23 protein-coding genes and 2 pseudogenes are annotated in these 20,858 nt (G+C 35.8%); 10 read left to right on the plus strand and 15 right to left on the minus strand.

Going from position 1 to position 20,858, the window contains the following annotated elements:
• Window positions 1–34 precede the first annotated feature (34 nt).
• The gene (locus tag ACLBWW_RS01335) at window positions 35–661 is read left to right on the plus strand and encodes a YktB family protein (RefSeq protein ID WP_048546126.1); all 627 of its coding nucleotides are present in this window, start codon (window positions 35–37) and stop codon (window positions 659–661) included.
• A gap of 80 nt (window positions 662–741) precedes the next feature.
• On the opposite strand, the gene ACLBWW_RS01340 is transcribed toward ACLBWW_RS01335, so the two are convergent.
• Window positions 742–1,011 carry a UPF0223 family protein gene (locus ACLBWW_RS01340; protein WP_000456567.1) on the minus strand — a complete coding sequence of 90 codons (270 nt, stop codon included), beginning with the start codon at window positions 1,009–1,011 and terminating at the stop codon, window positions 742–744.
• A 367-nt stretch (window positions 1,012–1,378) separates the two neighbouring features.
• Between ACLBWW_RS01340 and speA the strand changes: the two genes are divergently transcribed.
• Window positions 1,379–2,851, plus strand: a complete 1,473-nt coding sequence (gene speA / locus ACLBWW_RS01345) for an arginine decarboxylase (protein ID WP_000084901.1) — start codon at window positions 1,379–1,381, stop codon at window positions 2,849–2,851.
• A 75-nt stretch (window positions 2,852–2,926) separates the two neighbouring features.
• The gene (locus ACLBWW_RS01350; protein WP_048546127.1) at window positions 2,927–3,757 is read left to right on the plus strand and encodes a protein-glutamine gamma-glutamyltransferase; all 831 of its coding nucleotides are present in this window, start codon (window positions 2,927–2,929) and stop codon (window positions 3,755–3,757) included.
• Window positions 3,758–3,792: 35 nt separating this feature from the next.
• On the opposite strand, the gene ACLBWW_RS01355 is transcribed toward ACLBWW_RS01350, so the two are convergent.
• The 4 genes from ACLBWW_RS01355 to ACLBWW_RS01370 form a co-directional block, all read right to left on the minus strand.
• Window positions 3,793–3,921, minus strand: a complete 129-nt coding sequence (locus tag ACLBWW_RS01355) for a GapA-binding peptide SR1P (protein WP_048546130.1) — start codon at window positions 3,919–3,921, stop codon at window positions 3,793–3,795.
• A gap of 45 nt (window positions 3,922–3,966) precedes the next feature.
• Entirely contained in the window at window positions 3,967–4,095 is a 129-nt protein-coding gene (locus ACLBWW_RS01360; protein WP_000536801.1) for a GapA-binding peptide SR1P, read from the minus strand.
• Window positions 4,096–4,154: 59 nt separating this feature from the next.
• Window positions 4,155–4,283, minus strand: a complete 129-nt coding sequence (locus ACLBWW_RS01365; protein ID WP_000536778.1) for a GapA-binding peptide SR1P — start codon at window positions 4,281–4,283, stop codon at window positions 4,155–4,157.
• 194 nt (window positions 4,284–4,477) lie between these two features.
• Entirely contained in the window at window positions 4,478–4,774 is a 297-nt protein-coding gene (locus ACLBWW_RS01370) for a DUF3055 domain-containing protein (protein ID WP_447613935.1), read from the minus strand.
• A gap of 127 nt (window positions 4,775–4,901) precedes the next feature.
• Here ACLBWW_RS01370 and ACLBWW_RS01375 point away from each other — a divergent pair, with 127 nt between their 5' ends.
• Window positions 4,902–5,294 (plus strand): DUF1885 family protein, encoded by a 393-nt coding sequence (locus ACLBWW_RS01375; protein ID WP_048546132.1) that lies wholly within the window; start codon window positions 4,902–4,904, stop codon window positions 5,292–5,294.
• Window position 5,295: 1 nt separating this feature from the next.
• Here the strand turns inward: ACLBWW_RS01375 and ACLBWW_RS01380 are convergent, their stop codons facing one another.
• Entirely contained in the window at window positions 5,296–5,523 is a 228-nt protein-coding gene (locus ACLBWW_RS01380; protein WP_048546134.1) for a hypothetical protein, read from the minus strand.
• Between the two features lie 246 nt (window positions 5,524–5,769).
• Here ACLBWW_RS01380 and ACLBWW_RS01385 point away from each other — a divergent pair.
• A pseudogene (locus ACLBWW_RS01385) lies at window positions 5,770–6,768 on the plus strand (MBOAT family O-acyltransferase).
• Window positions 6,769–6,797: 29 nt separating this feature from the next.
• Window positions 6,798–7,441: pseudogene (locus ACLBWW_RS01390) on the plus strand (DHHW family protein); the annotation flags it as partial.
• Window positions 7,442–7,480: 39 nt separating this feature from the next.
• Here ACLBWW_RS01390 and lpdA read toward each other — a convergent pair.
• The 4 genes from lpdA to pdhA all read right to left on the minus strand — a co-directional run bounded on the left by lpdA (window position 7,481) and on the right by pdhA (window position 12,378).
• Window positions 7,481–8,893 carry a dihydrolipoyl dehydrogenase gene (lpdA, locus tag ACLBWW_RS01395; RefSeq protein ID WP_000260106.1) on the minus strand — a complete coding sequence of 471 codons (1,413 nt, stop codon included), beginning with the start codon at window positions 8,891–8,893 and terminating at the stop codon, window positions 7,481–7,483.
• A 5-nt stretch (window positions 8,894–8,898) separates the two neighbouring features.
• Window positions 8,899–10,188, minus strand: coding sequence for a pyruvate dehydrogenase complex dihydrolipoyllysine-residue acetyltransferase (gene pdhC / locus ACLBWW_RS01400; protein WP_000863412.1), 1,290 nt, complete (start codon window positions 10,186–10,188; stop codon window positions 8,899–8,901).
• Window positions 10,189–10,281: 93 nt separating this feature from the next.
• The gene (gene pdhB, locus ACLBWW_RS01405; protein WP_000068162.1) at window positions 10,282–11,259 is read right to left on the minus strand and encodes a pyruvate dehydrogenase complex E1 component subunit beta; all 978 of its coding nucleotides are present in this window, start codon (window positions 11,257–11,259) and stop codon (window positions 10,282–10,284) included.
• A 3-nt stretch (window positions 11,260–11,262) separates the two neighbouring features.
• Window positions 11,263–12,378 (minus strand): pyruvate dehydrogenase E1 component subunit alpha, encoded by a 1,116-nt coding sequence (pdhA, locus tag ACLBWW_RS01410; RefSeq protein ID WP_000536893.1) that lies wholly within the window; start codon window positions 12,376–12,378, stop codon window positions 11,263–11,265.
• Between the two features lie 513 nt (window positions 12,379–12,891).
• On the opposite strand from pdhA, the gene ACLBWW_RS01415 reads away from it, so the two are divergent.
• Together ACLBWW_RS01415 and def are read left to right on the plus strand one after the other, a co-directional pair.
• Window positions 12,892–13,038 (plus strand): YjcZ family sporulation protein, encoded by a 147-nt coding sequence (locus tag ACLBWW_RS01415; RefSeq protein ID WP_000274562.1) that lies wholly within the window; start codon window positions 12,892–12,894, stop codon window positions 13,036–13,038.
• A gap of 155 nt (window positions 13,039–13,193) precedes the next feature.
• Window positions 13,194–13,748, plus strand: a complete 555-nt coding sequence (def, locus tag ACLBWW_RS01420; RefSeq protein ID WP_048546135.1) for a peptide deformylase — start codon at window positions 13,194–13,196, stop codon at window positions 13,746–13,748.
• A 58-nt stretch (window positions 13,749–13,806) separates the two neighbouring features.
• Here the strand turns inward: def and ACLBWW_RS01425 are convergent, their stop codons facing one another.
• The gene (locus ACLBWW_RS01425; RefSeq protein WP_048546137.1) at window positions 13,807–14,580 is read right to left on the minus strand and encodes a Cof-type HAD-IIB family hydrolase; all 774 of its coding nucleotides are present in this window, start codon (window positions 14,578–14,580) and stop codon (window positions 13,807–13,809) included.
• Window positions 14,581–15,127: 547 nt separating this feature from the next.
• On the opposite strand from ACLBWW_RS01425, the gene ACLBWW_RS01430 reads away from it, so the two are divergent.
• Window positions 15,128–15,340, plus strand: coding sequence for a DNA-dependent RNA polymerase subunit epsilon (locus ACLBWW_RS01430; protein ID WP_048546139.1), 213 nt, complete (start codon window positions 15,128–15,130; stop codon window positions 15,338–15,340).
• Window positions 15,341–15,344: 4 nt separating this feature from the next.
• On the plus strand, window positions 15,345–17,012 hold the full coding sequence (gene rnjA, locus ACLBWW_RS01435) for a ribonuclease J1 (RefSeq protein ID WP_000670370.1): 1,668 nt from the start codon (window positions 15,345–15,347) through the stop codon (window positions 17,010–17,012).
• A gap of 38 nt (window positions 17,013–17,050) precedes the next feature.
• On the opposite strand, the gene ACLBWW_RS01440 is transcribed toward rnjA, so the two are convergent.
• From ACLBWW_RS01440 to dapD, 4 genes are all read right to left on the minus strand, one after another.
• Window positions 17,051–17,716 (minus strand): potassium channel family protein, encoded by a 666-nt coding sequence (locus tag ACLBWW_RS01440; RefSeq protein ID WP_000504032.1) that lies wholly within the window; start codon window positions 17,714–17,716, stop codon window positions 17,051–17,053.
• Between the two features lie 83 nt (window positions 17,717–17,799).
• Window positions 17,800–18,666, minus strand: coding sequence for a hypothetical protein (locus ACLBWW_RS01445; protein ID WP_046956446.1), 867 nt, complete (start codon window positions 18,664–18,666; stop codon window positions 17,800–17,802).
• A gap of 254 nt (window positions 18,667–18,920) precedes the next feature.
• Window positions 18,921–20,051 (minus strand): N-acetyldiaminopimelate deacetylase, encoded by a 1,131-nt coding sequence (locus tag ACLBWW_RS01450; protein ID WP_000301171.1) that lies wholly within the window; start codon window positions 20,049–20,051, stop codon window positions 18,921–18,923.
• A gap of 61 nt (window positions 20,052–20,112) precedes the next feature.
• On the minus strand, window positions 20,113–20,835 hold the full coding sequence (gene dapD, locus ACLBWW_RS01455) for a 2,3,4,5-tetrahydropyridine-2,6-dicarboxylate N-acetyltransferase (RefSeq protein WP_447613889.1): 723 nt from the start codon (window positions 20,833–20,835) through the stop codon (window positions 20,113–20,115).
• Between the last annotated feature and the right edge of the window lie 23 nt (window positions 20,836–20,858).

A 20,858-nucleotide genomic window follows, 5' to 3' on the forward strand; every position in this document is an offset into this window, starting at 1 on the left:
AAATAAAAGCAAAATAGGAGTTGGAGGAACAATCATGACACTACAAACATTCAAGTCAACTGATTTTGAGGTCTTTACAGTTGATGGTCTCGAAGAACGAATGAGTGCAATTAAAACGAACATTCATCCTAAGCTTGAAGCTTTAGGGGAACAGTTTGCAACGTATTTATCCAAACAAACTGATGAGAACTTTTTTTATCATGTAGCAAAACATGCACGCCGCAAAGTCAATCCACCAAACGATACTTGGGTTGCTTTTTCAACAAATAAACGCGGTTATAAAATGCTGCCACATTTCCAAATTGGATTATGGGGTACTCATGCCTTCATATACTTTGGTTTAATCTATGAGTGTCCACAAAAAGTGGAGACGGCTCACGCCTTCTTAGAACATTTAAATGATTTAAAAACAAATATTCCAAATGACTTCGTTTGGTCCATTGACCATACTAAGCCAAGTGTAAAATTACATAAAACACTTGAAACAAAAGACTTACAAAAGATGATTGAACGTCTAGCTACTGTGAAAAAAGCAGAATTATTAGTTGGGATTCATATATCACCAGAGGAGTTTTCAGCAATGACCAACGAACAATTCCTTGCTAAGATTGAATCTACGATGCAATCACTCCTTCCTTTATATGCACTTTGTAATCGATAGTAGAAAACGGACAATTTATATTGTCCGTTTTTAGTTGTTATCACATTATATCACTTCAGTTTTCATTTTTCAAAATTTTTTTACATTTTCACAAGCTTTTGTTCTTCAGTTTCTTTCGCCCTTTGAATCGCACGGTATATAGAATATCCACTTACTTCTTGAAACTCTTTATCAATTTTCTTCTCTTCTGCTTTAGATGGAACAATCTCTTTAAAACGACGATATAATCCCATTAATTCTTCTCTTATAATTCCTTTTTCATATGCTTTCTCAATTGCTTCATAAAACTTCACAATTACAACCATTTCCTCATTTGACCAATTATAATCTAACGGATATTGATATTCCATTTCGCACCTCATTTATCATTTCTTCTTATTTCAACATGCTATCTTAAAGGGGGTTTTTTCTTCTTCACTATAGCCACTTTGCATTATACACTATTTATTCATTGTGATGGAATTGTCTTCCTCTATAAGTTAATTGGAAATAACTATTTAACATACTCACCGTAAAAATATTTTTTTCTATACATCTATAATTATTGGTGATATAATGCTTTTGTTTTATAGAAAATAAAGTGAACCTACCATCTCAAAAATGCTTTTGTGATCGGCAGAAAAACAAGTCTCATTCTAAAAAGCACTTAACTTTTTTAGAACAAGATTATATAAAACAAACTCTAATAAATATTATGAAAAAGAAGGGGTGTATAGATTGTCCCAATACGAAACACCATTGTTTACCGCTTTAGTTGAGCACAGTAAGCGAAATCCAATTCAATTCCATATTCCTGGTCACAAAAAAGGACAGGGCATGGATCCTACATTTCGCGAATTTATTGGGCATAATGCATTAGCAATTGATTTAATTAATATTGCGCCGCTCGATGATTTACATCATCCAAAAGGTATGATTAAAGAAGCACAAGATTTAGCAGCCGCTGCATTTGGTGCAGATCATACTTTCTTTTCTATTCAAGGTACAAGTGGTGCAATAATGACAATGGTGATGAGCGTGTGCGGTCCTGGTGACAAAATCCTAGTGCCACGAAACGTGCATAAATCAGTAATGTCAGCTATTATTTTCTCAGGTGCAAAACCGATTTTCATGCATCCTGAAATCGATCCAAAACTTGGTATTTCACACGGAATCACAATTCAATCTGTCAAAAAGGCACTTGAAGAGCATTCAGATGCGAAAGGCTTACTTGTTATTAATCCAACATACTTTGGCTTTGCTGCGGACTTAGAACAGATTGTCCAATTAGCCCATTCTTATGATATCCCTGTACTAGTTGATGAGGCTCATGGTGTTCATATTCATTTTCACGATGAATTGCCGATGTCAGCGATGCAAGCCGGTGCAGATATGGCAGCAACAAGTGTTCACAAATTAGGAGGATCTTTAACGCAAAGTTCTATTCTTAACGTGAAGGAAGGCCTTGTGAACGTTAAACATGTTCAATCTATTATTAGCATGCTTACGACTACATCAACTTCTTACATCTTGTTAGCATCCCTAGATGTTGCTAGAAAACGTCTTGCTACAGAAGGAACAGCACTCATAGAACAAACAATTCAGTTAGCGGAACAAGTTCGTGATGCTATTAATGCTGTTGAGGATCTTTACTGTCCTGGGAAAGAAATGCTAGGTACAGATGCTACTTTTAACTACGATCCTACAAAGATAATTGTATCTGTAAAAGATTTAGGTATTACAGGCCATCAGGCTGAAGTATGGCTTAGAGAGCAATATAACATTGAAGTAGAACTCTCGGATTTATACAACATACTATGTCTTGTCACTTTTGGGGATACAGAAAGTGAGACAAATACACTTATTGCAGCATTACAAGATTTAGCAGCAACATTTAGAAATAAAGCCGATAAAGGTGTTCAAATACAAGTAGAAATTCCAGAAATACCAGTGCTAGCACTTTCTCCTCGAGATGCTTTTTATTCGGAAACAGAAGTCATTCCGTTTGAAAATGCAGCAGGTCGTATTATAGCTGATTTCGTTATGGTTTATCCGCCAGGGATTCCAATCTTTACTCCGGGGGAAATTATTACACAAGATAACTTAGAGTATATTCGTAAAAACTTAGAAGCGGGTTTACCTGTACAAGGTCCTGAAGATATGACATTACAAACATTACGTGTGATTAAAGAGTACAAGCCTATCAGTTGATAGGCTTTTCTTTCACCTTTTTTCTCTTTTCCCATACGATATTAAGTAATGTAACGTATAGGTGGGGATACTATTATGATTGTAATAGGCCGTTCTATTGTACATCCTTATATCACAAATGAATATGAGCCATTTGCAGCTGAGAAACAACAAATTTTATCAATAATGGCAGGAAATCAAGAAATTTATTCCTTCCGAACATCTGATGAACTCAGCTTTGATCTAAATTTGCGAGTGAATATTATTACTTCTGCATTAGAACTTTTTCAAAGTGGATTTCAGTTTCGCACATTTCAACAATCCTTTTGCAACCCCCAGTATTGGAAAAGAACACCACTTGGAGGATTCGAGCTACTACCAAACATACCCCCTTCCATTGCCATACAAGATATTTTCAAAAACGGAAAACTATATGGAACTGAATGCGCCACCGCTATGATCATTATTTTTTACAAAGCTTTACTATCATTATATGAGGAAGAAACTTTCAACCGTCTCTTTGCAAACCTTTTACTTTATACGTGGGACTACGATCAAGATTTAAAGCTCATAACAAAAACGGGTGGCGATCTTGTTCCAGGTGATCTCGTTTATTTTAAAAATCCACAAGTGAATCCAGCTACGATCGAGTGGCAAGGAGAAAATACAATCTATCTAGGAAATTTCTTTTTTTACGGACATGGCGTAGGTGTAAAAACAAAAGAGGAAATTATATACTCATTAAATGAACGACGAGTCCCTTACGCTTTTATTTCAGCTTTCTTGACCGATACTATTACCCGTATTGATAGCCGTCTCATGAGCCACTACGGCTCTCCTAGCACTCCACAGACATCGATAGGATTTATTCCAATTAGAGATGATGCAATCGTTGCAACAGTTGGCCATACAACTACAATTTATTAAAAAAAGCGCCTACATATGTAGGCGCTTCTTCTTATTTAAGCTTTTGTATGTTCTTTATGGTCACAGTCGCAATGAGATCCACATTTTCCGTATAGTACTGTTGATTTTTCATCTTCAAAATGTCCGATTGTTCCTTCACATACTTGGCATACGATTGTTCCCATTTTTCATTTCCCCCTGAGTTTTAATAATAATCTACTTATTTATAATTAAGCTTTCGCCTTGTCTCTATTAGCACAGTCACAATTTGTACCACATTTTCCGTAAAGCACTGTCGTTTTTTCATCTTCAAAATGTCCGATTGTTCCTTCACATACTTGGCATACGATTGTTCCCATTTTTCATTTCCCCCTAAGTTTATGGTCCTAAAAACTTTTAGCTGTCCATTTCCTATCAATTATTGGGCTTTTGTATGCTCTGTGTGATCACATCCGCAAGATCCACATTTCCCGTAAAGTACCGTTACTTTCTCATCCTCGAAGTGTGCAATTGTACCTTCACAATCTTGACATACGATCGTTCCCATTTTTCATTTCCCCCTAAGTTTATAATCCCAAAAACTTTTGTAACCGCTTAACTTTCTGTCTTTATTTTAATATGTTATACTTTTTACGTCAATAGGTTTTTAGTATAACACATTAAATATTTTTAATTTAAATTAGTATGCGATATTCAAACAAAAAAACAGCCATATTTATACGTACGACTGTTTTACATTAATTATTCTTCATATTCCGCATGCAAAGAAGTAGATGGGACTAAAAATTTAAAAAACTGAGCTAACTCTGCCGCTTCCTCTTCTGACCCTAATTTAAAAACTTCCTGTATATGTTGCACATTCTCTACATCATCTCTTCCAATTAAAGTAGACCTTCCTGTTTGCATACAAACAATGAGCGGCTTTCCAAAAAACATATTTGTATAAATAACACCAAAATCATAACGAGTATCATATGTCATAAACCCCAAAAATCGTACCTTCACACTTTCATGCTCATCATACAATTTTTCAAACATCGGTTTCCACCTTTCTACATCACCTTTCATTAGTATATTAAACAAAAAAAGGAATACTCCTTTTAATTGTCAAAAAATTCAGTATGATGTAGAATGATAGTATTCTACTAAGTTAGGAGGAACTTATATGCAACATGCCTTTATTACGCTTGTACCTAAATCCAATCAACAAACTGTTTCAACAGATGATATAAAACAACTTTTTCAGTACTATAAAACAGTTACTTCCAAAACTGGTGTTCAAATTAATTACGCTTATACAAATACCGCTTTTCCTTATGAAATTATAGATACATCAGCAACAACATTCAAACTACAAGCTACTCACGATCGATATGACTCCATATATGTTGGTGTTGGTATAGAAAAGGAACAATCTTTTATTCAGATTTCTTTACCACCTAATGCAACATTCGGTGATAAAGGAAAAGCAAATGAATTTTGCCGTTTTCTAGCGAAGAAATTAGAAGGAGAATTACAATTATTTAATGGAAGAACAATGTATTTCTATAAACGTTAATTTAAAAACAAAAATAAATAATTAGAAAGATCATACTATTTGTGCAAGTAAGAAGCATCGCTTTTCTCCTTGCACTTAGTATGACATACGCTATTACATACGCTAAGTACAAAAATATCAGAAAAAGAAAAATTTTATAATGAAGTTTATCACGACTTGACAATAATAACACTACTGAAAATCCACTCCATAAAACTAGATGAAAAAATGAAGCTAGTGTAATTTTCATAGCGTTACCTCCTTTTTCTTCCTATTATATGCTTCAACTCTTCCCTCTTAACATTTTGAAGGTAGACTTTTCCAAATCCCATCTAATTCATCGTTATGTTTTTCTTTTTCAAATTCTCCAACTATTCTAATGCGAATATTCCTCGTTTTTAACAATACATTCTCTCATATCTCCTATAAGATAGATTATTCATTCATCGCATGGCATACTCCTTAAAGAGAAAAGATAGAAAGGTTTTAATGATACATGGTATTTAGCAATTTGTTTTTCTTATTCCTTTTTTTACCTGCAATTCTTTTCGTGTACTACTCAGTACGGAAAGAATTACAAAACATAGTTCTTCTATTATTTAGTTTATTATTTTATGCTTGGGGAGAACCAATATATGTCTTCCTAATGCTTTTTTCTATTTTTATCAACTATTGGTTCGAAATATGGCTTAATAAAGACCGACTGTCTAGTACAAATAGAAAAGTTATTCTTACTATAGCAATCGTTGTCAATACTGCTATACGCGGATATTTTAAATACGCTAATTTCTTAGTAGATAATATAAATGGCATTTTTCATACAAACATTGTACTAGAAAAAATCCCCTTACAATTTGGATTTCATTTTTCACTTTCCATGCAATGAGTTATATTATTGACATTTATAAGAAAAAAGTAGAAGCTCAGCGAAATCTATTTGACCTCGTACTATACTTTACTATTTTCCCACAATTAGTAGCAGGACCCATTGTTCGATATAATACAATCGCTTTTCAATTACATGTTAGAACAGTTACTGCTGATAAGTTTTCAGAAGGAATTCGTCATTTTATCATTGGATTAGGAAAGAAGGTTTTAATTGCGAATCAATTAGGAGCTATTACCGATGAAATATTTACGATGGATCCAGCAACAATGAGCGTATCTACCGCTTGGATTGGTGCGATCGCTTACACATTACAAATTTTTTTCGATTTTTCAGGTTACAGTGATATGGCAATCGGAGTAGGAAAAATGTTCGGATTAAATAGATCGTTGACTGACATTACGAGTTATTTCTATGTGATGAATTATCGGGGAACCTTTAATACTTGCTATTATTATATCCGCTCCATTTTTCTCTTGGATCAAGAATCAATTAGCAAATAAAAAGGTAGTCATTTTATCTCCACTTTATTACTTGAGTGTCTTAATCATAACTATGATGTATTTAACGAATGCAACTTACAATCCATTTATTTACTTCCGCTTCTAAAGGAGGGCTAACTATGAAAAATTTCACTAAAGGAATTTACCCATGAACAATTAGAAGATCTATACTTTAAGACCGATCATCATTGGAATATGAAAGGTGCATTTTATGCATACGAGCAAACAATGAAGCACATTGCTAATGAATCTAAAACATTTAAAGGTAATGCTGTTAATCGAGATGATTATAAAATAACTATAGAAAAACCGAATGGACAATTTATCGGTAGTTGGAATAAACAACTGTATAATTTAATAGAAACACCTGAAACAATCCCATATGTACAATTAAAGCAAAACCCAAATATGTGGGATAATTAAACTGTATATCTCGGTCCAAAATCAGAAGAATCGATGAAGGAATTCTTTGCAGTGGACAAAAATAAGCTTTCACCAGACTATAGTTCCGTTTACAAAACAGACTATGCACAGATAAATATTTTAAATCCAGATGCAAAAACCAAACTACATGCTGTCATTATTAAAGATTCTTATGCAGATGCAACTTATCCTTTATTTGCACAAGAGTTTGAACAAACAACATTTATTGATCCACGATTTGCGGCAAGCAAAAATGTAAAACAAGAACTTGAAAAACTAAATGCTGATATCGTGTTATTCCTTTATAATGACACTAGTACAAATAAAAAATGTATCAATTTGAAAATAAAGAATAAAAAAAACGTCTTCTAAATTTAGAAGACGTTTTTTTATAATTATTTTACAATGTGAATTGGCATTCCAAGAGCAACTTCAGCTGCTTCCATTGTGATCTCACCTAATGTTGGGTGAGCATGGATTGTTTGAGCGATATCTTCTGCTGTCATTCCAGCTTCGATAGCTAAACCAATCTCAGAGATAATATCAGAAGCGCCTGCACCTGCAACTTGAGCACCTACAAGAAGACCATCTTCTTTACGTGTTACAAGTTGTAGGAAACCGTCAGTGCTGTTTAATGATAATGCACGACCGTTAGCAGCGAATGGGAACTTAGATACAGCTACTGTCATTCCTGCTTCTTCAGCTTGTTTCTTAGTGTAACCAACAGATGCTAATTCAGGATCAGTGAAGCATACTGCAGGAATTCCGATGTAATCGATTGCTGATGCATGGCCACTAATTGCTTCAACAGCTACTTTACCTTCGTAAGAAGCTTTGTGAGCTAATGGTGGTCCAGGAACGATATCACCGATTGCATAGATGTTTGATACGTTTGTACGACATTGCTCATCAATTTCGATGATGCCGCGGTCAGTCATTTTAACTCCAACTTGCTCAAGACCAATTTCTTGAGTGTTTGGACGACGACCTACAGTTACTAATACGTAATCTGCTTCTACAGTTTGGATTTCACCTTTAACTTCGAAGCTAACTTTTACGCCAGTTTCTGTTTCTTCAACGCCTTTAGCCATAGCTTTTGTATGGATATTTACGTTACCTTTCTTTTGAAGAGCACGTTTAACAACAGAGCTCATAGCTTTTTCGAAACCAGCTAAGATTTCGTCGCCAGCTTCTACTACAGTAACTTCTGTACCGAAGTTAGCATATGCAGTTCCTAATTCCATACCGATGTAACCGCCGCCGATTACAACAAGTTTTTTAGGAATTTCAGGTAAGCTTAAAGCACCTGTAGAGTTGATAACACGTTTAGAGTATTTGAATCCTGGAATTTCGATTGGTGTAGAACCAGTTGCAAGAACAGCATTTTTAAACGTATACGTTTGTGCTGCATCTTCAGTCATTACGCGTAATGTGTTAGCATCTACGAAGTAAGCTTCACCGCGAATGATTTCAACTTTGTTACCTTTAAGAAGGCCTTCAACACCGCCAGTTAATTTCTTAACTACGCCGTTTTTCCATTCTTGAACTTTTGTAAAGTCAACTTTTACGTTCTCTGCAGTGATACCCATGTCATCAGAATGCATTGCATTCTCATAACGATGACCTGCATTGATTAACGCTTTTGAAGGAATACATCCAACGTTTAAGCATACGCCACCAAGGTTAGCTTTTTCGATAATTGCTACCTTTTGACCTAATTGTGCTGCACGAATTGCCGCAACGTATCCACCAGGACCTGCACCAACAACGACTGTATCTAATTCAATTGGGAAATCTCCTACTACCATTGTTATTACGCCTCCATTACTAATAATTGTGGGTCATTCAATAGACGTTTAATTTGGTTTAATGCTTTTTGAGCAGTTGCGCCGTCAATTAAACGATGGTCAAAGCTTAGAGATAATGCTAATACTGGAGCTGCAACGATTTCACCGTTTTTCACAACTGGCTTCTCAGCGATACGGCCGATACCAAGGATTGCTACTTCTGGGTGATTGATAACTGGAGTGAACCATTGTCCACCTGCAGAACCAATGTTTGTGATTGTGCAAGAAGCACCTTTCATTTCAGCCGGAGCTAAACGACCATCACGTGCTTTACCAGCAAGATCATTGATCTCGTTAGAAATAGTGAAGATAGACTTGCGATCTGTATCTTTAACAACTGGTACTAATAGACCTTTGTCTGTATCAGCTGCGATACCGATGTTGAAGTAATGTTTATGAACTACTTCTTGAGAAGCATCATCTAAAGAAGTGTTTAACATTGGGTATTCACGTAATGCAGATGTTAAAGCTTTAACAACGTATGGAAGGTAAGTTAATTTAATACCTTTGTCAGCTGCAACAGCTTTGAACTTCTTACGGTGAGCAACAAGTTCTGTTACATCTACTTCATCCATTAATGTTACGTGAGGAGCTGTATGCTTAGAGTTAACCATTGCTTTAGCAATCGCTTTACGGATACCACTCATTTTCTCACGAGTTTCTGGATATTCACCAGCTGGGATTGGTTGTGCTTTTGGTGCTTCTTCTTTCGCTGCTGCTGGAGTAGCTTCTACTGCTGCTGGAGCCTCAGTTGCTGCTACTGCTTGTCCACCATTTGCAAATGCATCGATGTCAGCTTTTACGATACGGCCGTTCTTACCAGAACCAGCTACTTTATGAATGTCTACGCCGTTCTCACGAGCATATTTACGAACAGATGGCATAGCGATTACGCGCTCATTTACTACTTCTGCAGTTGCTGCTGGAGTAGCTTCCGCTGCTGGAGCTTCTACTGCTGCTTCTTCAGCTTTTGGAGCTGCATCATGATCGTCACCTTTAAATTTAAGGTTTTCATATCCAGGAGCATCAAATTTAATTAATGTATCTCCTACAATTGCAACTGTTCCTTCTTCTACAAGTACTTCAAGTACTTTACCTTTAACAGGAGAAGGGATTTCTACTACTGCTTTATCATTTTGTACTTCAAGAAGTACATCGTCTTCGTTTACTTCATCGCCTGGTTTAATAAACCATTTTACGATTTCACCTTCGTGGATACCTTCACCGATATCTGGTAGTTTAAATTCAAATGCCACGGAATTCAGCCCCCTGATTCATTTCATTATTATGGAATATGTACAAAAGAAACCAGCATGTGCTGATTTCTTTTGCACATGAAAAGCTAAAAATTAGAAGTTCATTACTTTGTTAACAGCTTCAACAATATCTTTATGGTTTGGTAACCATACGCTCTCAGCTTGAGAGAATGGGAATACTGTATCAGCAGCTGCAACACGTACAACTGGAGCTTCTAAGTTTAAGATTGCACGGTCGTTAATTTCCGCTACAACGTTAGCTGCAATACCAGCTTGTTTTTGTGCTTCTTGAACTACAACTACGCGGCCTGTTTTTTCAACAGAAGCGATGATTGTCTCGATATCTAATGGTTGAACTGTACGTAAGTCAACTACCTCTAAAGAGATACCTTCTTTTTCAAGTTCTTCAGCAGCTTTTAATGCAGCATGAACCATAGCACCGTAAGCGATAACAGATACATCTGTACCTTCACGTTTGATATCAGCTTTACCTAAATCAATTGTGTAATCGCCTTCTGGTACATCTTGACGGAATGAACGGTACAATTTCATATGCTCTAAGTAGATAACTGGATCGTTGTCACGAATCGCAGAGATTAAAAGACCTTTTGCATCGTATGGAGTAGATGGAATAACAACTTTTAGACCAGGTTGTTGAGCCACTAATCCTTCTAAGCTATCAGCATGTAGTTCAGGAGTATGAACACCGCCACCGAATGGAGAACGAATTGTTACTGGAGCAGTCCAACGTCCACCAGAACGGTAACGCATACGAGCTAATTGACCAGAAACTGAATCCATTACTTCATAAATGAAACCGAAGAATTGGATTTCTGGAACTGGACGGAAGCCTTCTAATGCAAGTCCAACTGCAAGTCCACCAATACCAGACTCTGCAAGTGGAGTATCCATTACACGATCTTCACCGAATTCAGCTTGTAAACCTTCAGTAGCACGGAATACACCGCCGTTTACACCAACGTCTTCACCAAACACAAGTACGTTAGGGTCATTTTTCATTTCAACGCGTAAAGCATCAGTGATTGCTTGAATCATTGTCATTTGAGCCATGGCTTACTTCGACTCCTTTTCTTTGTAAATTTCATATTGTTCAGCTAAGTTGTAAGGCATTTTTTCGTACATGATTTCCATTAAATCAGTAACTTTTTGTTTTGGAGCTTGGTCAGCCTTAGCAATTGCTTGTTTGATATCTTCTTTTGCTTCTTCGATTACTTTCTCTTCAACTTCTTGAGACCATAGGCCTTTGTTTTCTAAGAATGCACGGAAGCGTACGATTGGATCTTTTTGTTCCCATTCGTTCTCGATATCTTTTGTACGGTAACGAGTTGGGTCATCACCAGCCATTGTATGTGGACCGTAACGGAATGTTAAAGTCTCGATTAAAGTAGGGCCTTCTCCGTTTACTGCACGCTCACGAGCGAAAGCAGTTGCTGCGTATACAGCTAATGGATCCATACCGTCTACTTGAATTCCGTAAATACCTGCTGCTACTGCTTTTTGTGCTACAGTTTTAGCTGCAGATTGCTTTTCTACTGGAGTAGAGATTGCATAACGGTTGTTTTGTACAACGAAGATTGCTGGAGCCTTGAATGCACCCGCAAAGTTCATACCTTCGTAGAAGTCACCTTGTGAAGCACCACCGTCACCAGTGTAAGTAATTGCAACAGATTTTTTACCACGTAGTTTCATACCTAACGCAACACCAGCAGTTTGGATGATTTGCGCACCGATGATGATTTGTGGAGCAAGTGCATTTACATTCTCAGGCATTTGGTTACCCATGAAATGTCCACGAGAGAATAAGAATGCTTGGTATAATGGTAAACCGTGCCATACTAATTGTGGCACATCACGATATCCTGGTAAGATGAAATCTTCTGCTTCAAGTGCGAAATGACTTGCTAATTGAGAAGCCTCTTGTCCAGCTGTTGGTGCGTAGAAACCTAAACGTCCTTGACGGTTTAAAGAAATAGAACGTTGATCTAGTACGCGAGTATACACCATACGGCGCATTAATTCTTTTAATTGATCATCAGATAATTCAGGCATAGCCGCTTCATTCACAACTTCGCCTTTTTCATTTAAAATTTGTAATGTTTCAAATTGAGCTGCGATAGCTTTCATTTGCTCATCAACATTAAATAGGGTCTTTTTTGTTTTAGTACCCATTCCGTTCACCTCTTCCTCTCTTGAACCATATTCTGAAACGCTTTCACTATCTATTGGCTAGACTGAAAACGCAACAATGTAAACCAACAAATTTATTTGTCGGTTGAGAATAATTTTGTGTACCTAACAATCTGTACTAATGTTTTTTCAGAAACATATTAATACAATCTTGATCACGTTTTTTAGTTTACAACTATTCTAATTACGATGTCAATTACTTTGGTTACGTTTTTTTATAAATAATCTGCAGGTTTCTTCTACACAAACGTGTTTTTATTTTTCACATCTGTATTAGTAAGCATTAACCTACTGTTATATTATTCCCTTTTCAACTTATTTTTTCTCTTAGAATAATATGTAAACGATTTAATTCTCTTTAGTTTTTCTCTCTTCTTAGCAAAAATATACAAACTCTTCTTCCTTTTATAGGTAATTACCCATACATTTCTACTCTTTCCTCCATACATTATAGTAACCGCAGTATTAGCGGGAAATGATAAAGGAGGTCATCTCATGTACGGATACTCATATTGCTATCCAACTTGTTCATATCCTTCCTACGGTTATGGCGGTTCTTGTGGCGGGTCTGGACGCGGCTTCGCCTTAATCGTTGTGTTGTTTATTCTTTTAATTATCGTTGGTGCTGCTTGCATTCGCTAATGTAAAATGAAACAACTATGGAAAGAAACAGACGGCTTTGCCGTCTGTTTCTTTTTATTACATACAATAGAACTCTTTCCAAAGCGCTTCTCCCTACTTGTCGATGACTTTTTTCGGCTCCTTTGGTAGACTAAAAGGGAAAGGAGAGATTACATATGCTTACAATGAAAGATGTAATTCGCGAAGGAGATCCTATTTTGCGAAATGTTGCAGAAGAGGTAGTAATACCAGCGAGCGAAGAAGATACAAATACACTTAAAGAAATGATTGAATTTGTAATAAATAGCCAAGATCCTGAAATGGCTGAAAAATATAATTTACGCCCTGGAATCGGATTAGCGGCTCCGCAAATCGGTATTTCAAAGAAAATGATTGCGGTTCATGTAACAGATACAGACGGTACGTTATATAGTCATGCATTATTCAATCCAAAAATCATTAGTCATTCTGTTGAGCGTACATATTTACAAAGTGGTGAAGGCTGTCTATCAGTAGACCGTGAAGTACCTGGTTATGTCCCTCGTTACACAAGAATTACAGTGAAAGCAACATCTATCAACGGCGAAGAAGTAAAATTGCGTTTAAAAGGTTTACCAGCAATCGTATTTCAGCATGAAATTGACCATTTAAATGGTGTTATGTTCTATGACCACATTAATAAAGAAAATCCATTTGCTGCTCCTGACGATTCAAAACCTTTAGAGCGATAATAAAAAAGGCGGAAGTTAATCTTCCGCCTTTTTTATATGAAATGGGTTCCATATTCACTTATAGCAATCCAGCCCATTTTAATCCATGATATATGCCGTCTTCACTAACATCCTTTGTCACGTGATTTGCAAGTTTTTTCAAGTCTTCATGACCATTACCCATCACAATACCTGTCCCAACTGCTTCGATCATTTCTAAATCATTTAAACCATCTCCAAATGCATACACTTGTTCACGGTTAAATCCTAATTTTTCAATGAATTTCTCAATTCCTTTTGCCTTCGAACCACCATTCGGAATAATATCCATGGAATATGCATGCCAGCGAATAAAATGAAAGTCTGGGTAATGATTAATAAACTTTTCTTCTTCATTCACTTCACAGAAAAGAAGTGTTTGATAAATATTACGTTTCTCATAGAAATCAGGTTCATATGCCGGATGCTCAAAATTTAAGCTTCCAAAACCTTCTTTCACATAATCATGATATTCCACTGATGCTCTCATTTCTTGATGATCAAGATATACAAGTGGATACTCTTCTTGTTTTGCAAACTGAGTAAACTTATGTAAGGCAGCTGGATGTAACGGGTTATTAAATATTACCTCATCTTCAAATACAACGTACTGTCCATTAAAGCTAACATAATTATGTATATTGAGTTCCTCACGAATATCTTCAAACATAAATGGCGCACGTCCTGTCGCAATTGCTACATGCACACCTTTCTCTTGTAAATGTCTTACTGCATCTCGTGTAGATTGCGGAATCTTCTTATCATGATCTAATAATGTTCCATCAATATCAAAAAAGACAATTTTATCATTCATTTGTCAAAATCCTTTCTGTTACTCTATATTCCTATTTTGATTATCGCTTTTCAAATTCTAAAAAAAAGTATAACATATTAAACATCTGTGAAGAAAGCGTTCACTTTCTGACCTTATTTATGAAACCTGCATATATATGTTAGTAAAAAATGTGGATACTTGTTCGTATGAATTTTCTTTTCTATTCTTTCTCATACTATACCTATAACTAACGGCTACTAATCGTTACTATAGAATAACTTTCCCTGTATGAGAAAGGACAAGATTCAACATTCACTTTTGTCTTCTTTCTTATATCAGAGACGGAGTTTTCACTAGTAATATGCATGTTTTAAATAAGGAAAGGAAGGAGTAATCATGCTGAAGAAGCTGAAGAAAAAGCTCAAGCGTTATTTAAAAGATCTAGTCCGTAAAAAGACAATCGCTTAAATTGTGCCCATTTCGGGCTTTTTCTTCATTCTCATTCGAAAAAACATGAAAATCGTGACTGTTTGCTTTATAATAAGTAACAGATAATGCAAAACATAGACAAGGAGAGGTTTTCCAAATGATTTTTAAAGTATTTTATCAAGTAAAATTGACTGAGGTTCCAGTACGTGAAAATACAAAAGTTTTATATTTAGAGGCTACGTCTGAAAAGGATGTTCGTAAGAAATTAAATAAGTTCGCATATAATATCGAGTTCGTTCAGTCTGTTACTGGTGCTCATCTTGAATATGAAAAAGAAAACGCTGATTTAATATTAGCGGAAATCGTATAGTCATATGAAATTTCTAAAGAATGATCAAGCTGCCGTTTTTGCTTTAGGTGGACTTGGTGAAATCGGTAAAAATACATATGCTGTTCAATTTCAAGATGAAATTATTATTATTGATGCTGGAATTAAATTTCCAGAAGACGAACTCCTCGGAATCGATTATGTAATACCAGATTACACTTATTTTGTGCGAAACGAAGATAAAATTAAAGGATTATTCATTACACATGGTCACGAAGATCATATCGGTGGAATTCCTTACTTATTACGTCAAGTAAACATCCCGATTTATGGCGGAAAATTAGCAATTGCACTAATCAAAAACAAATTAGAAGAGCACGGATTACTTCGTAAAGCAAAACTTTATGAAATTCAAGAAGATGATGTTATTAAATTTAAAAAGACATCTGTTTCCTTCTTCCGTACAACTCACAGTATCCCAGATTCATACGGAGTTGTTGTGAAAACACCTCAAGGACAAGTTGTTCATACTGGCGATTTCAAATTTGATTTCACACCAGTCGGTGAACCAGCGGACTTAACAAAAATGGCTGAAATCGGAAAAGACGGCGTACTTTGTCTCTTATCTGACAGTACAAACAGTGAAGTTCCAAACTTTACAATGTCTGAGCGCCGTGTTGGTGATAGTATTCAAGATATTTTCCGCAAAGTAGAAGGTCGTATTATCTTTGCAACCTTTGCATCAAATATCCATCGCTTGCAACAAGTTGTTGAAGCGGCTGTTGAAAACAATCGTAAAGTGGCTGTGTTCGGTCGCAGTATGGAAGCGGCGATTGAAATCGGACAAAACCTTGGTTATATTCGCTGTCCGAAGGATACATTCATAGATACAGCTCAACTAAACCGACTACCGGCTAATAAAGTTGTTATTTTATGTACAGGTAGTCAAGGTGAGCCAATGGCAGCACTTTCACGTATTGCTAATGGTACTCATCGTCAAATTCAAATTATTCCTGGCGACACAGTTGTTTTCTCTTCTTCACCAATCCCTGGTAATACAATTAGTGTAAGCCGTACAATTAACATGTTGTATCGTGCTGGTGCTGATGTAATCCACGGAAAACTGTCAAACATTCATACGAGTGGACACGGTGGACAAGAAGAACAAAAACTAATGCTTCGTCTAATTAAACCGAAGTATTTCATGCCAATTCATGGTGAATACCGCATGCAACGTATGCATATGAAGTTAGCAAACGATTGTGGTATTCCAGAAGAAAACTGTTTCATCATGGATAATGGAGATGTTCTTGCTCTTCGTTCTGATGAAGCAAGCGTAGCTGGTAAAATACCATCTGGATCTGTCTATATTGACGGAAATGGTATTGGAGATATCGGTAATATCGTGTTACGCGATCGTCGTATTCTTTCTGAAGAAGGACTTGTTATTGTAGTTGTAAGCATTGATATGAAAGAGTTTAAAGTTGCAGCAGGACCTGATATTATCTCACGTGGTTTCGTGTATATGCGCGAAAGTAGTGATTTAATTAATGATGCTCAAACATTAATTACAACTCATTTAGAAAAAGTAATGGAGCGTAAAACAACACAATGGTCTGAAATTAAAAATGAAATTACAGACACATTAGCACCATTCCTATATGAGAAAACGAAACGTCGCCCAATGATTTTACCAATCATTATGGAAATATAAGAAAAAGGACAATACCTTCATGGTATTGTCCTTTTCTCTTATCTTAAAAAGTGTTTAAAACGATCTACTTCATCGTCATGACCAATTACAATTAATATATCTCCCGCTTGAATATTTTCCGTAGCTCGAGGAGATACAATAACTTCTTTACCACGTTTAATCGCTACAATATTCAATCCAAACTTCGCACGAATATCTAATTCGATTAAAGAATGACCATCAATTTTTTTATTTGCAATAATCTCTACAATACTATGCTCATCTGAAAGCTCAAGATAGTCTAATACATTACTTGATGCAATATTATTAGCAATCCTTTTTCCCATATCACGCTCGGGGTGCACAATGTGATCTGCCCCTATTTTACTTAACACTTTTTCATGGTAATCATTTTGAGCTTTTACAGTAATATTTTTTACACCTAACTCTTTTAAAATTAATGTTGTTAAAATACTTGAATTTAAATTGTCTCCAATAGCAACGACTACATGATCAAAATTACGAATACCAAGACTTTTTAATACCATCTCATCTGTTGAATCTGCAATTACAGCATGTGAAGCTATATTTGCAAACTCATTAATTTTATCCTCATCTGAATCAATTGCCATTACTTCCATACCTAATTGAGCGAGTTCTCGGCAAATACTTCCACCAAAACGTCCAAGGCCAATGACAGCAAATTCTTTCTCTTTTTCACCCACAGGAATTCCTCCAATAACATCGAATACTATGTATTTTTATTGTAACATACTTTAGATTTGCTACAAAAACCTGTATATCATTCTTATTTTTGTTTTTGCATATAAAAATACTGTTGTAAATAAAATGCGATACTGAAAATTAACATACCAAATACAAATATATTTCCAAATGAACTAAATGTTTCAAAAACGAATAATAACGTTTCTTGTCCGAAGAAAGCAAATAATAGTTGTGTAAATGCGAATAGCAATGCCAATATATAATGATGTTGATGGAATAAATAATGTGTTGCACCTAAAAAAGCGATAAACGAAATAATGAAAATCCACCAATTTTCTAAAAACAGTTGCCAATTAGTAAATTGATATCCATTTACTAATATCGCAATAATTCCTATAACAGCCATCGTTGGCACACTCCAAAATAATGCTCGCCCTCTAAAGAAGCGTGTTCCTTTAACATCACCTTTTTCATGTGCAATGTATGTGAGTACTACCGTACTTATGTACAAAACTGAAAGAATTGTTAAAACGATAATAAGCCAAAAATGTAATTGATAATACTCATGCTCTATGTTTGTCACGATAGCCGCTAACATACACGGGATTAACATTCCAGTCCAACCATCTACTTTTCTTTCATTCCAAAACACTGTGTTACCAATCCGTATCCCTAACAACATAAAAATAATGATACCTAGTACAAATAATGTCGTTTTATTCCCTACTAAACTCGTCGAGAAAGCAATTAATCCAATAAATAAAAAGAGCACAAACCCATTCATAATTTCTAATACAGGTGATAAATATCTTTTCACCCATTTATATGTTTCGTCATATTCGTGATTATCTACTAAACGGTAGGCATAAAAACTTATCCCAAAATACACCGCCGCAATAATAACATACGCATATAAGACGAAACACAACATTGCACTGCTAATTTGCACGTAATTCCCCACCCTTTTTTCTATGTTTCACCTTGATTTTACACACTTTCTACACGAAATGTAAACATATATAAGCTAGTTAACTAATCATCTTCTCAATAACCGATAATGAATAATGAGCAGCGGCTCAAAACCGCTGCTCATTACTTTATCCATTTGTATGCCAATGTGTATCCAAAACAAATATGAAAGATGTTTTCGTCTTGGAACTAACAAGTACCCACTGTAAGTTTTTTCAAAGTTGGCGAGCGAGTTTACTTTCTAGTTCCTTTCCACTTTACATATTGATCTAAAAATGCGATAGCTTTCTCAATAACCTCTTCATCTGGTTTTAATTTTGCATGGTGTAAACCATATTCTGAATTTACCCCAAGCCAAAACATAAATCCAGGAATCTCTTGAAGCATATAACCAAAATCTTCCCCTGTCATTGCCTCAGTACATGTAATTACATTCATATCAGTTTGTTCACTTACAAACTGCATAAACTCTCTCGTTAATACTTCATGGTTATATACTTGATGATACATCGCTCCATAGTCAATAACAGCTTCACATTGGAAGGAAGCTTCTATACCTGCAACAATTGCCTCAATCCTACTTTTAACACGCCTCATTGATTCCACTGATAAAGTTCGAATCGTTCCTTCTAACCGAGACTTTTCTGCTATGATATTTTGAACTGTACCACCTGTTATTTTTCCGATTGTAATCACTGCACTATCAAGAGGATTCACATTACGACTAATAACGGATTGAAGTTGTGTAACAAGGTGACTTGCCGCTACAATCATATCATTTGCAGTATGCGGGTAGGCTGCATGTCCACCTTTCCCTTTCAAATCAACATATAACTCTGATGTATTTGCAAATAATAGCCCCTCTTTTGTGGCAATTGTTCCTACAGCGTATTCAGGTGCAATATGAAGACCAAGAATGATATTCGGCTTCCATTCTTTTAACTCTTCACTCTCTAACATAGGAAGAGCCCCTCCTGGCCCTTCTTCAGCTGGTTGGAATAGAAACACAAGGTCATCATCTATTCTTTCTGTTACAGCTGCTGTTAGAAGGCCTAAACCGATTGTTGTATGCAAATCGTGTCCACATGCATGCATCATTCCTTCATGAATAGAAGCAAACTCATATCCAGTTTCTTCAGTAATTGGTAAACCGTCTATATCTGCGCGATAACCGATAATTTTTTCTGGATTTTTTCCATTTACTTTAACAATGACACCCGTTTTCCATACTTTCACTTCCACATATTCATTCGAAAGCGTTCCGATGTAATCTAAAATATACTGTTGTGTTTTCCACTCTTTAAATCCAATTTCCGGTATTTTGTGTAAGTCTCTACGAATTTGAACGAATTTGCTTACTGCCATTTTTGCACCTCTATCTATAAAAAGCGCAAGAGCCTGTTATGCTCTTACGCTTTTTTTGTGTTTATTTCTCTGGGTTTAATTGACGAAGCTCTTGTTTAATTTCAGTTTTTGCTTTTGTCTTCTCATCAATCTCTTTAATTACACGTGCTGGAGTACCAGCAACAACTGTATATGGAGGTACATCTTCTGTTACAACAGCTCCTGCTGCTACAACTGCACCCTTACCTACTGTAACTCCCTCTAACACAACTACGTTTGCACCAATTACAACATCATCTTCAACGATAACTGGTTTTGCTGAAGGCGGCTCAATAACACCTGCAAGTACTGCACCTGCACCTACGTGACAGTTCTTACCAACAGTTGCACGTCCACCAAGTACCGCGTTCATGTCAATCATAGTACCTTCACCAATTACAGCACCGATATTAATTGTTGCATTCATCATAATAACAGCGTTGTCGCCGATTTCAACGTGATCACGAATAATCGCGCCTGGCTCAATACGAGCTTTAATACCTTTTAAATCAAGCATTGGAATTGCAGAATTACGACGGTCATTTTCAACAACGTAATCAGCAATGTGCTTGCTATTTTCATCAAGAATTGTCTTAATATCAGACCATTCTCCAAATAATACACCAGACTTTTTATTTACAAATGCTTGTACCGTTTCAGGGAATGTTACTTCTTTTAAATACCCTTTTATGTATACCTTTACAGGAGTTTTCTTTTCACTTTTTTGAATAAACGAAATAATTTCGTTAGCGTCCATCATTTTCATTCTTGTTGCCTCCTAAATCCATT

The organism is Bacillus sp. M5A3_1b (assembly GCF_053345335.1).